A 12,631-nucleotide genomic window follows, 5' to 3' on the forward strand; every position below is an offset into this window, starting at 1 on the left:
CGGAAGACTGTGTGGCAGGCTCGCGTCGTCCCGGCGGGGGTGGCATCCGGATCATCTGGTGCGCCCGACGAGGGCGGCTCGAGTGAGGTACCGCCGAGCCGGATGTGATCCCACAAGGATGGAGACAACGCGTTGAACGCAATGCCGGAGCCCTCAGCGACGCTGACCGAGGAATCCGAGGAGAAGGCTTCGACGACGGCCCCCGCTCACCAGGAGGTCCGCACGGGTCGGTCTCCCGGACAGGTCGCCTGGGCCCGGCTGAAGCAGGACAAGGTCGCGATCGTCTGCGCGGTCATCGTGGCGTTCTTCATCATCGTCGCCCTGACCGCCCCCCTGCTCTACTCGCTCCAGTCCGTCGACCCCTCGACGGGTCTCAAGGCCGACCCGTACACCACCAACTCCAAGATCATCGACTTCAACGGTCTCCCGGAGGTGGGTACCAGCTCGGCCCACTGGCTCGGCGTCGAGCCCCGGCTCGGTCGCGACCTGTTCGCACGCTGGGCGATCGGCGCCCGCCCGTCGCTCATCATCGGCTTCGTCGCGGCCGCGGCCTCGACGATCATCGGCGTCACGCTCGGCCTGATCGCCGGCTACCTCGGTGGCATCGTCGACAAGATCATCTCGTGGGTCATCGACTTCTTCCTCTCGCTGCCGATCCTGCTGCTCGTCCTCGCCATCGTCCCGATCATGCAGAAGAGCCTCGCCGCCGGAAACGACCTGACTGCGGAGGAGATCTCACGCATTCGCTTCGTCGTCCTCATCGTCATCCTCTTCGTCTTCGGCTGGATGGGCCTGGCGCGACTCGTGCGCGGTGAGGTCAAGAGCCTGCGTGAGCGCGAGTTCGTGCAGGCCGCCCGGGCGATCGGCGTGCCGACCCGCGCGATCCTCTTCCGCGAGATCCTGCCCAACCTCGTCGGCCCGATCATCGTCTCCGCGTCGATCGCCGTTCCTGCCTACATCACGTACGAGGCCACACTCAGCTACCTCGGCGCCGGCCTCGTCGAGCCCACCGCGTCGTGGGGTCGCACGATCGCCGACGCGCAGAACCTCTTCGCCACGTACCCGCTGTGGCTGTGGCCCTCGGTCATCGGCCTGTCGCTCCTCGTGCTCGCCCTGAGCCTGCTCGGCGACTCGATCCGCGACGCCTTCGACCCCACCAGTCGCCGATAACCCCACCCGGTTCGTCGGTCAACAGATGTTCCCGGCAAAACGCCGGGACAAGCACAAAAGGGAGCAACAACAATGCGCTGGACCAAAGTCCTGACCGTGGGAGCCGCGGCTTCCCTCGGCTTCGTCGCGGCCTGCGGCGCTCCGGCTGCCAACCAAGGTGGTGCCGGCAACGGCACCAACGGTGGCAACAAGCCGGTCGAAGGGGCGGCCGCCGCCCTCGACCCGAACGCCAAGGGCCCGGCCCCGGAGATCCCCGGTGCCAAGCGGGGCGGCATCCTCACGGTTCCGTACAACACGGTGCCCGCCAACTTCGACCCGAGCGACCAGTTCTACCAGGACACGGCCGTCATCTTCTCGCTGACGCACCGCGCTCTCACGACCTTCACCTGGAAGGACAACCGCATGGTCCTGGTCCCGGACCTTGCGACCGACCTGGGCAAGCAGTCCGAGGACGGCCTGTCCTGGACCTTCACCCTCAAGGACGGCATCAAGTACGAGGACGGCTCGCCGGTCAAGGCGCAGGACATCGTCTTCGCCGCCAAGCGTTCGTTCGACCCCGACCTCGCCGCGAACGGGCCGACCTACCAGCGCGAGTTCTTCAAGGGCGGCGCGGACTACCAGGGCCCCTACAAGGGTGACAAGAACTGGAAGAGCGTCGAGGCCACCGACGACAAGACCGTCGTCTTCCACCTCGAGAAGCGCTTCGAGACGCTGCCGTACTTCGTCTCCTTCAACCAGTTCACGCCGATCCCCGAGGCGAAGGACAAGAAGGCCGACTACCAGCTGCACCCGCTCGCCACCGGCCCGTACATGTTCGACAAGTACACCCCGGGCACCGAGCTGACGCTCAAGCGCAACCCCAACTGGGACAAGAACACCGACCCGGCGCGCAACGACTACCCGGACGGCTTCCACTTCAAGTTCGGCCAGGACATCGTCAAGACGCAGACGGCCATCCTCGCGTCCAACGGCGACGACGCCACCTCGCTCAACTGGGACGCCATCGACTCGTCGCTGATCTCGCAGATCGAGGGCGAGAAGAAGAGCCAGTTCGCGGAGGGGCCGTCCTCCTGCGTGATCATGGTCAACATGGACGCGCGGAAGATCCCGCTGGAGGTCCGCAAGGCCATCGCCGTGGCCTACCCGTTCGACTCGATCCACAAGGCCGGCGGTGAGACGACGCACTCGTTCTCGCCGGCCAGCACGATCATCCCGCCGCAGATCCCCGGCCACCTCGACTACGAGGCCGAGGCGGCTCCGGGCTTCAAGATGAACGGCCAGGGCGACGGCGACCCGGCCAAGGCCAAGGAGATGCTCGCCGCGGCCGGCTACGGGCCCGACAAGCCGTTCGAGCTCATCTACTACTACACGAATGACGACGACACCGCGCAGAAGGTCAACCAGGTCCGCAAGCAGGCGTTCCAGAAGGCCGGCTTCAAGGTCCAGGACATCGGTGCGCCGTCCGCCGAGCGCCGCAAGCTCGCCGGCGACCCCAAGGGCAAGTACAACATGCTCCAGTCGCCGCGTGGTTGGTGCTTCGACTGGCCGTCGGCCGACTCGATCATCCCGCCCACCTTCGGCACGATCTCCCTCTCGCAGGGTGGTACGTCGTTCGGCAACTTCTCCGACGCCAAGATCGACGCCGAGATCAAGCGCATCCAGCAGCTCTCCATCACGGAGCAGGGGCCGGAGTGGGGCAAGATGGACAAGTGGCTCACGGAGAACTACCTGCTGGCCATCCCGGACTACAACGACAAGGGCAACTTCGTCTTCGGCACGAAGGTCAAGAACGTCATCCCCAACCCGAACAAGGGCATGCCGGAGATCACGAAGATCTGGCTGGACCAGTAAGTCGGCAGTGACAGCGCTCCTTCGGGAGAGCAAGATCTGAACCGATAGCCGTGGTGGGGGTCCGGGGTTGTCCCGGGCCCCCACCATCGGCGCCCACTCGTTTGGAAGGCATACCGTGCTCACGTACATCCTCAGGCGGTTGGCTCTCGCCCTGAGCGTCATCCTGGCCACCTTGGTCTCGGCATTCCTGCTGTTCTTCGCGGGCCCCTCGGACCCGGCGCAGGCCATGTGCCCCGAGACCCGGTGCAACGCGCAGCGGCTCGAGGCCATCACCAAGAGCCTCGGGCTCGACAAGCCCCTGACCGCGCAGTTCCTCGACTACTTCAAGGGACTCTTCGCCGGCCGCGACTTCCTCTACGCCGGCGACACTGTCCACTGCAGCGCTCCCTGCCTGGGCTTCTCCTTCGTGACGCGTCGGTCCGTCAACGAGGAGCTCTTCACCCGCTTCCCCAACACCGTGGTGCTGGCCCTCATGGCCGCCGTCGTCTTCGTGACCCTCGGTGTCACGGTCGGCATCTTCGCCGCGATCCGGCGCGGGACCGCCACCGACCGTGCCGTCGTCGGCGCCTCGCAGGTGCTCGGGTCCATCCCCTACTACGTGCTCGCGCTTCTCGTCGCGCTCTACCCGGTGATCCTGTGGGGCGTCCTGCCGCAGTACTCGTCCTTTTCCTCAGGGCCCGGACGCTACTTCATGGGCATGGTCGCTCCCGCGCTGATCCTCGGCTTCGTGACCTCCGCCTCGTACGTCCGCTACACCCGCAACTCGATGATCGAGACGCTGTCGATGGACTACATCCGCACGGCGCGCTCCAAGGGCATCAGCGAACGCACGGTGCTGCTCAAGCACGGTTTCCGCGCCGCGATGAGCCCGATCGCCACGATCCTCGGCCTCGACATCGCCGCCCTGCTCACCGGAACCCTCATCACCGAGCAGATCTTCGGCGTCGACGGCATCGGCCGTCGCGGCCTGGGGGCCCTGCGGTCGCAGGACCTGCCCGTCATCATGGGCACCGTGCTCATCGGAGCCGTCGTCGTCGTGGTCATGAACCTCGTCGTCGACATCGCGTACTCCTTCATCGACCCGCGAGTGAGGCTCTCGTGACCGCGACCGCAAACACCATCTCCACGCAGGGTGCGGAGGCTCGCGACGCGGGCGACGTCGTCCTCGACGTCAACGACCTGTCGGTCGCCTTCCCCACCGAGGAAGGGGTCGTCAAGGCCGTCTCCAACCTGAGCTACCAGGCCCGGCTCGGGCGCACGCTGGCGATCGTCGGCGAGTCCGGCTCGGGCAAGTCGGTGAGCAGCATGGCCGTCCTCGGCCTGCACAACGCGAAGCGCACCCAGATCACCGGCAGCATCAAGCTCGACGGCCTCGAGCTGGTCGGCGCCCCCGCCTCGACGTTCCAGAAGGTCCGCAGCACGAAGGCCGCCATGGTCTTCCAGGACCCGCAGAGCTCGCTGCACCCCTTCCACAAGGTCGGCAAGCAGATCGCCGAGGCGTACCAGGCGCACAACAAGGTGAGCAAGCAGATCGCTCACAAGCGTGCCGTCGAGATGCTCGACCTCGTCGGCATCCCGAACCCGCAGCGCCGGGCCAACCAGTACCCGCACGAGTTCTCCGGTGGCATGCGGCAGCGCGCGATGATCGCGCTCGGCCTCGTCAACAACCCGAAGCTGCTCATCGCGGACGAGCCGACGACCGCGCTCGACGTGACCGTCCAGGCCCAGATCCTCGACCTCGTCAACGACCTCCAGAAGGAGTTCGGCTCGGCGGTCATCCTCATCACGCACGACCTCGCCGTCGTCGCCGAGACCGCTGACGACATCCTCGTCATGTACGCCGGTCGCGGGGTCGAGAAGGGCGACGCCAAGGAGGTGCTGGCCCAGCCGTCGATGCCCTACACGTACGGGCTGCTGCAGTCGCTGCCGTCGCACTCCGAGGACCTCGACGAGCTCAAGGCGATCAAGGGCGCGCCGCCCAGCCTGCTCAACCTGCCCAGCGGCTGCTCGTTCCACCCCCGGTGCGAGTTCAAGGACCAGGTGCCGGGTGACGCCTGCTGGACCCAGCTGCCGGAGCTGCGCCCCACTCCGGGCCTGCCCAACCGACAGCTCCGCTGCCACCTTCCCGACCCGGTGGCCACGCTCCAGAACGCCGAGGGAGTCCGATGACCGACCAGACACTGCTCAAGGTCACCGACCTCCAGCGACACTTCCCGTTCCGCGAGGTCCAGGGCCTGAGGATGGTCCGCGCGACGGTCCGGGCCGTCGACGGCATCAGCTTCACGGTCAAGGAGGGACAGACCCTCGGCCTCGTCGGAGAGTCGGGGTGCGGCAAGTCGACGACCTCGCGCCTCGTGACGCGCCTCGACGAGCCGACCGCCGGGACCATCGAGTTCGAGGGGCGTGACATCACGCACCTCAAGGAGCACGAGCTGCGCAGCATCCGTCGCGACGTGCAGATGATCTTCCAGGACCCGTACTCCTCGCTGAACCCGAGGCACACCGTCGGCTCCATCCTCGGCACGCCGCTGCGCGTGCACGGCCTGCACAAGGGCAAGGAGAAGGCCCGGGTCCAGGAGCTGCTGGAGCTCGTCGGCCTCAACCCGGAGCACATCAACCGCTACCCCTCGGAGTTCTCCGGCGGCCAGCGCCAGCGCATCGGCATCGCCCGGGCCCTCGCGGTCGAGCCGAAGCTGATCATCGCCGACGAGCCGGTCTCCGCTCTCGATGTGTCGATCCAGGCGCAGGTGATGAACCTGCTGGGCAAGCTGCGCAACGAGCTCGACCTCGCGTTCATCTTCGTCGCCCACGACCTCGGGGTCGTGCGCCACTTCTGCGACCAGGTCGCGGTCATGTACCTCGGCAAGATCGTCGAGTACGGCGACAAGAAGAAGATCTACGAGGAGCCCGAGCACCCGTACACCCAGGCGCTGCTCTCCGCCGCTCCCGACATCAACGTCGCGCGCGGCATCGCCCCGAAGGAGCGCATCCGCCTCGTCGGCGACGTGCCGAGCCCGATCGACCCGCCGAGCGGCTGCCGCTTCCGCACCCGCTGCTGGAAGGCGCAGGAGGTCTGCGCCCAGGTGGAGCCGCCGCTGGTGCCGTCGGAGGCGGCCCTGGCGCCGGTTCGCTCGAAGCGTGAGAGCGGCAAGCACGTGCAGGCCTGCCACTTCCCCGAGATCAAGACCGACCTCGTCGCGGAGGTCGAGCACACCGCCTGACCCGCGCGAGCGGTCACGACGCAGCACGTACGCCGCTGGGCCGGCTCCCTCACGGGTGCCGGCCCAGCGGCATACCCGCCGGCACACCCACCCGAAGCCGGTGGGAGGGCGTGTCGAGGTCCGTTAGGGTTGAACCACCTCGGTGCGCACGCGAGTGAGTGCGCGCCGGCGAACGAAGGACGATGAACGTGGCCCAGATGGGACCCAGGGTGACCCTGCGCCCGACCCTGCAGCCGGCGAGCCGAGCTCCCCGGGGGTCAGCCGCGCCCGTGTGAGCGCCGGGCTGACCCCGCCCCGCCGGCCCGGTCGCGCGTGCGACGGGCTACCCGCAGACCACCCGTCGACCCGAGGACTACTCATGGAAACCGCTGAGATCAGGCGTCGCTGGCTCTCGTACTTCGGCAGCCGCGGCCACACCGTCGTGCCGAGCGCCCCGCTCGTGCACGACGACCCCAACCTGCTGTTCGTCAATGCGGGCATGGTCCCCTTCAAGCCGTACTTCCTCGGCCAGGAGACCCCCCAGTTCACGCGCGCGACGAGCGTGCAGAAGTGCGTCCGCACCCTCGACATCGAGGAGGTCGGCAAGACCACGCGCCACGGCACGTTCTTCCAGATGAACGGCAACTTCAGCTTCGGCGACTACTTCAAGGAAGGCGCCATCGAGTTCGCGTGGGAGCTCATCACGCGTAGCCAGGCCGACGGTGGCCTCGGCTTCGACGAGAAGGACCTCTACGCGTCCGTCTACCACGAGGACGACGAGGCGATCGCACTGTGGAAGAAGGTCGCCGGCCTCACCGACGACCGCATCGTGCGCCTCGGCCGCAAGGACAACTACTGGAACATGGGCGTGGCCGGCCCCGGCGGCCCGTGCTCGGAGATCCTGCTCGACCGGGGTCGCGAGTTCGGCGCCGACGGCGACTGGGAGGCGGGTGACCGGTACCTCGAGTTCTGGAACCTCGTCTTCATGCAGTACGAGCTCGAGAACGTCCGGTCGAAGGAGGACTTCGACATCGCCGGCGAGCTGCCGAAGCGCAACATCGACACGGGCATGGGTCTCGAGCGCGTGGCGTTCCTGCTCCAGGGCGTGGACAACATCTACGAGACCGACGAGGTCTTCCCCGTCATCGCGGCTGCCGAGGACCTGTCGGGTCGCCGGTACGGCACGAACCACGAGGACGACGTGCGGTTCCGCGTCGTCGCCGACCACGTGCGGTCCTCGCTCATGCTCATCGGTGACGGTGTGACGCCGGGCAACGAGGGCCGCGGCTACGTGCTGCGCCGGCTCCTGCGCCGTGCGGTGCGCTCGATGCGTCTGCTCGGAGTCGACGCGCCGACGCTGGAGCACCTGCTGCCCGTCAGCATGGAGCGGATGAAGGCGTCCTACCCCGAGCTCGAGCACGACTTCCACCGCATCAGCCAGGTCGCCTACGGCGAGGAGGACGCGTTCCGTCACACGCTGAGCTCGGGCACGACGATCCTCGACACCGCGGTCGCGCGGGCGAAGTCGTCGGGCGCGACCACGCTCGGCGGTGCGGAGGCGTTCGCCCTGCACGACACGTACGGCTTCCCGATCGACCTCACGCTCGAGATGGCGGCGGAGCAGGGGCTGCAGGTCGACGAGGCGGGCTTCCGCCGGCTCATGGCGCAGCAGCGCGACCGGGCGAAGGCCGACGCGAAGGCGAAGAAGTCGGCGCACGGTGACACGAGCGTCTACCGCCGGCTCTCCGACCTGCTCGGTCGCGACGTCGAGTTCACCGGTTACGACCAGACGGTCACCGACACGCGAGTGCGCGGACTCATCCGCGACGGCGCGGTCGTCGACCGGGTCGGCCAGGGCGAGCAGGTCGAGGTCGTGCTCGACCGCACGCCGCTCTACGCCGAGTCCGGTGGACAGCAGGCCGACCACGGACGTCTGCGTCTCGCGAACGGCGCCCTCATCGAGATCTCCGACGTGCAACGCCCGATCACCGGGCTCGTCGTGCACCGGGCGACCGTGCTCGAGGGCGAGGTCGGTGTCGGCGAGGAGGCCGAGGCCGAGGTCGACGTCGTGCGCCGCCGTTCCATCTCGCGCGCCCACACGGCGACCCACATGGTGCACCAGGCGCTGCGCGACGAGCTCGGCAGCACCGCCACCCAGGCAGGCTCGGAGAACTCGCCCGGTCGTCTCCGCTTCGACTTCAAGTCGCTGCAGGCCGTCCCGGCCGGGGCGATGGGCGAGATCGAGGCAAGGATCAACGCCGTGCTGCTCGACGACCTCCCGGTCACGGCCGACATCATGGACCTCGACGCCGCGAAGAAGCTCGGCGCGATGGCGCTCTTCGGGGAGAAGTACGGCGAGCGGGTCCGAGTCGTGTCGATCGGCGAGTGGTCCCGCGAGCTGTGTGTCGGCACGCACACGCCCCGCGTCGGCCAGATCGGCGTCGTCAAGCTGCTCGGTGAGAGCTCGATCGGCTCGGGGGTGCGCCGTGTCGAGGCGCTCGTCGGCGCCGACGCGTACTCCCACCTCGCGCGCGAGGCCACCATCGTCAGCCAGCTCACCGACACGCTGGGCGTGCGCCGCGACGAGCTGCCCGACCGCATCGCGGCGATCCTCGGTCGTCTGCGCGATGCCGAGAAGGAGATCGCGGCCGTGCGCCAGAGCCAGGTGCTCGGCGCTGCAGCCGGCCTCGTCTCCTCGGCGCGTGACATCGGCGGCGTGACGTTCGTCAGCCATGACGCCGGTGCCGGTGTCACCGGTGACGACCTGCGCAAGCTCGTCACCGACGTGCGCGGCCGACTGGGCAACGACCGTCCCGTCGTCGTCTCGATGGCGGCCGTGGCGGGCGAGCGGCCCGTCGTCGTCGTCGCGACCAACGAGCGCGCCCGCGAGGCCGGACTCAAGGCCGGTGCGTTCGTCAAGGCCGCGGCCACGGCCCTCGGCGGGGGTGGCGGCGGCAAGGACGACCTCGCCCAGGGCGGTGGCACCGACCCGAGCCGGGTCTCCGCAGCCCTCGGCACGGTCGAGGACGCCCTGCGCAACCGGGGCGCGTGACCTTGACCTCTCCCGCACGGCCAGGAGTTCGCGTCGGCGTCGACGTGGGCAACGCCCGCGTCGGTGTCGCCGCCTCGGACGCCTCGGGAGTGTTCGCGCACCCGGTCCGGACCCTGCCGCGTGACGCGGCGGGCGACAGCGACGTCGATGCCCTCGCGGCCCTCGTGGCGCAGCTCGAGGCGATCGAGGTCGTCGTCGGGCTGCCCCTGCTGCTCTCGGGGCAGGAGGGAGACGCGGCCAGGATCGCGCGCGAGTATGCGGCCCGCCTCGCGGCACGGCTGGGTACGGTGGTGGTGCGGATGGTCGATGAACGCTTGACCACCGTGGACGCGCATCGCAGACTACGCGACAGTGGAGTGCCGGGTCGAGGACAGCGAGCCGTCGTCGACCAGGCCGCCGCAGTGCTCATCCTGCAGGCGGCCCTCGACACGGAGGCGCTGTCGGGCAGGCCGCCCGGCGAGACCGTCTCACCGGGAGGCAAACGGAAGAAGGAACGTCGCCGATGAAGGACCATCTGGAGTCGTCCATCTTCGGCGACCACGAAGACACCGTCGAGCACCTCGACGAGCCGCACACTCCTGTCGCCCTGAGCCGGCGTGAGATCCGCGAGCAGGAGCTCGCCGCACGCAGGCGCGGCAGGCGTCCCGCAGGCCCAGCCCCGACGGGTCGCGGCACGCCGTCCGTGCTGCGCCGGATCCTCGTCATCGTGCTCGCGCTGGCCGTCATCGGTGGCGGTGTCGCCGTCGCCTACACGGCGTTGCGTCCCGTGGTGGAGAGCCTCCTCGAGTCCAACGACTACCCCGGCCCGGGCACCGGCGAGGTCCGAGTGACCGTCGAGCAGGGTGCCGGTGGCAGCGCCATCGCGAAGGTGCTCGTGGAGCAGGACGTCGTCAAGTCGAGCAAGGCCTTCATCGAGGCCGCCAACGAGGATCCCAAGAGCGCCGGTATCCAGCCCGGGGTCTACGAGATGAAGAAGCAGATGAAGGCGTCCGACGCCCTCGCGATCCTCGTCGACCCGAAGAACCGGATGATCACGCGCGTCGTCGTCCCGGAGGGCCTCTGGGCGACCGAGGTCTACGCGCGTCTCTCGAAGTCGTCAGGCATACCGGTCGCCCAGTACACCGCCGCGGCGAAGAAGGTCGGGGACCTCGGCCTGCCGGCCTCGGCCAAGGGCAACATCGAGGGGTACCTCTTCCCCGCGAGCTACGAGTTCGGCCCGACGGCGACAGCGCTCGACCAGCTCAAGCAGATGGTCGCCGAGTCCACGAAGCGTCTCGATGCCCTCGGCATCTCGCCTGCCCAGATGGAGCGCGTCGTCACGGTGGCGAGCCTCGTCGAGGGGGAGGCCCAGACCGAGGGCGACCGCGCCAAGGTGGCCCGCGTCATCGAGAATCGCCTCGCCGCGAAGATGTCTCTCGGCATGGACTCCACGGTCAACTACATCTTCAAGAAGCGCGGCGTGCCGACGCAGCAGATGCTCGACAGCGACAACCCGTACAACACACGCCGGTTCACGGGCCTGCCGCCCGGCCCGATCTCCAACCCCGGAGAGAGCGCCCTCAAGGCGGCGGCCGCCCCCGCCGCGGGCAACTGGCTCTACTTCGTGACGGTCAACCTCGACAGCGGCGCGACGAAGTTCGCCGCGACCTACGAGGAGCACCAGCGCTACGTGGCGGAGTTCCGGCAATGGTGCTCCGTCAACAAGGGCAAGTGCTGATCCGCACACCGGGGGAGAGTCGAGACGGGGGACCACGCGAGGTGCATCGCGTCGCGCACCGCTGCGCTGTGTGGGGCAGCCCCATCGAGCACTCGCTCTCACCGGTGCTGCACCGCGCCGCGTACGCCGCCCTCGGGCTGGAGGACTGGGCCTACGACCGGCGTGAGGTGGACGAGGCGACGTTTCCGCAGGCGTTCGCCGCCTTGGACGAGACGTGGCACGGTCTCTCGCTGACGATGCCGCTCAAGGAGGTCGCCCTGGCCGCGGCCGCCACGGTCACACCGATCGCGGCCGCCACGGGAGCGGCCAACACGCTCGTCCGTGACGTCGGGGACGCGTCACGCTGGACGGCCCACAACACCGATGTCCACGGCATGACGATGGCCCTGCGCGTCGCCGGCTGCGCCGACCTCTCGAGCCTGCTCGTCGTCGGCTCCGGAGCGACGGCCCGCTCGGCCCTGGCGGCCGTCACCTCCCCGAAGGCCCGGTTGGTGCTCATGGTCCGCGACCGGGTGCGACCCGAGACTCTCGCGCAGGCCGAGGCGGCCGGGCTGCGGGTCGAGGTCGTCGCGATGGGGGACTGGTCCGCCGCGGCCGCCGTCGACGCGGTCGTCAGCACGGTGCCCCCGTCCTCGGTGCCGGCGCTCGAGCTGCTCCCGACGGTGACCGGGTCCCGGCCTCGCGTCGTCCTCGACGTCGTCTACGGATCGGGCACGACCCCCCTCCAGCGCGCGGCCCGCGCCCGAGGGTGGGCCATTGCCGAGGGCACCGACATGCTCCTGCACCAGGCCACCGAGCAGGTGCGCCTCATGACGGGGCAGCCCGCGCCGCTCGAGGCCATGGCCTCGGCGCTGCGCGACGCCCTGACGGACCGCGCCCGGTGATCCCGCCCGTGACGTGGGTCCAGGCCCCGGGAGCGCCGTGGTGGTTCGTCGTGCTGGTCGCCGTCGCGGGCGCGCTCGTCGGGGAGGTGCTCCGGCGCCGTCTCGCCGCCGGGGGCTACCGGGTCGGCGAGGAGACCGGGCCGCTACCACGGGTGTCGTCAGCCTCTGTGCCCGTGGTGCTCGCAGTGCTCTGGGCTCTGCTCGCCTGGCGCTTCGGGCCGCTCTCGGAGTGGGCGCTGGCGCCCGCCTACCTCGGCTTCGCGTTCGTGGCAGTGGCCCTGGCCTGGATCGACGCCGACGTGCACCGCCTCCCACGCGGGCTGACGCGGCCGGCGTACCCCATGCTCGTCGGCCAGCTGGCGATCGCCTCGCTCGCCTCGGGCGACTGGGATGCCCTGCGGCGGGCCGCGATCGCCGGCGCCGTGCTGTGGGGCATCTACTTCGTGCTCGCCCTCGTCGCCGCGCTGCTCGGCAGCGGGTTCGGCTTCGGTGACGTCACGCTCGCCGGACTCGTGGGGCTCGCGACCGGCTACGTCAGCGTGTCCACGACGCTCGTGGCGTCGTATGCCGCGTTCATCCTCGCCGGCGTCTATGGCCTGGCGCGCCTGGTGCTGCGGCGCGGCACACGCAAGGACGACATCGCGTTCGGGCCGTGGATGCTCGTCGGTCTCCTCGTCGCGCTCGTCGTGCAGGTGCGGCCGCTCTACTGAGCGCACCGGGCCGGTGGTCCCGCGGATCGGGCGGGTCGGCCCCGCCT

10 protein-coding genes are annotated in these 12,631 nt (G+C 69.4%); all 10 read left to right on the forward strand.

The features are described from left to right. Positions 1-141 precede the first annotated feature (141 nt). The 10 genes from ACFQU3_RS14980 (at position 142) to ACFQU3_RS15025 (ending at position 12,584) form a co-directional block, all read left to right on the forward strand. Positions 142-1,170: an ABC transporter permease gene (locus ACFQU3_RS14980; protein ID WP_385911293.1), complete on the forward strand. Its 1,029-nt coding sequence runs from the start codon at positions 142-144 to the stop codon at positions 1,168-1,170. 72 nt (positions 1,171-1,242) lie between these two features. Further along, positions 1,243-3,021 (forward strand): ABC transporter substrate-binding protein, encoded by a 1,779-nt coding sequence (locus tag ACFQU3_RS14985; RefSeq protein WP_385911127.1) that lies wholly within the window; start codon positions 1,243-1,245, stop codon positions 3,019-3,021. Positions 3,022-3,136: 115 nt separating this feature from the next. Further along, the gene (locus ACFQU3_RS14990; RefSeq protein ID WP_385911129.1) at positions 3,137-4,123 is read left to right on the forward strand and encodes an ABC transporter permease; all 987 of its coding nucleotides are present in this window, start codon (positions 3,137-3,139) and stop codon (positions 4,121-4,123) included. Further along, positions 4,120-5,190: an ABC transporter ATP-binding protein gene (locus ACFQU3_RS14995; protein WP_385911131.1), complete on the forward strand. Its 1,071-nt coding sequence runs from the start codon at positions 4,120-4,122 to the stop codon at positions 5,188-5,190. The genes ACFQU3_RS14990 and ACFQU3_RS14995 overlap by 4 nt, the downstream gene beginning before the upstream one ends. Next, on the forward strand, positions 5,187-6,242 hold the full coding sequence (locus tag ACFQU3_RS15000; protein ID WP_385911133.1) for an ABC transporter ATP-binding protein: 1,056 nt from the start codon (positions 5,187-5,189) through the stop codon (positions 6,240-6,242). The genes ACFQU3_RS14995 and ACFQU3_RS15000 overlap by 4 nt, the downstream gene beginning before the upstream one ends. A 358-nt stretch (positions 6,243-6,600) precedes the next feature. Next, a complete protein-coding gene (gene alaS / locus ACFQU3_RS15005; RefSeq protein ID WP_385911135.1) occupies positions 6,601-9,273 on the forward strand; it encodes an alanine--tRNA ligase in 2,673 nt (890 codons plus the stop codon). A 2-nt stretch (positions 9,274-9,275) separates the two neighbouring features. Continuing rightward, positions 9,276-9,779 (forward strand): Holliday junction resolvase RuvX, encoded by a 504-nt coding sequence (gene ruvX, locus ACFQU3_RS15010; RefSeq protein ID WP_385911295.1) that lies wholly within the window; start codon positions 9,276-9,278, stop codon positions 9,777-9,779. Beyond that, positions 9,776-10,990: an endolytic transglycosylase MltG gene (mltG, locus tag ACFQU3_RS15015; RefSeq protein ID WP_385911137.1), complete on the forward strand. Its 1,215-nt coding sequence runs from the start codon at positions 9,776-9,778 to the stop codon at positions 10,988-10,990. Before ruvX ends, mltG begins: the two co-directional genes overlap by 4 nt. A gap of 41 nt (positions 10,991-11,031) precedes the next feature. Next, complete coding sequence (locus ACFQU3_RS15020) at positions 11,032-11,874, forward strand: shikimate dehydrogenase (RefSeq protein WP_385911139.1); 843 nt, start codon at positions 11,032-11,034, stop codon at positions 11,872-11,874. A gap of 8 nt (positions 11,875-11,882) precedes the next feature. Next, positions 11,883-12,584 (forward strand): prepilin peptidase, encoded by a 702-nt coding sequence (locus tag ACFQU3_RS15025; RefSeq protein ID WP_385911141.1) that lies wholly within the window; start codon positions 11,883-11,885, stop codon positions 12,582-12,584. The last annotated feature ends 47 nt before the right edge of the window (positions 12,585-12,631 follow it).

Source organism: Terrabacter sp. GCM10028922, assembly GCF_042666095.1.
Taxonomy (GTDB): domain Bacteria; phylum Actinomycetota; class Actinomycetes; order Actinomycetales; family Dermatophilaceae; genus Terrabacter.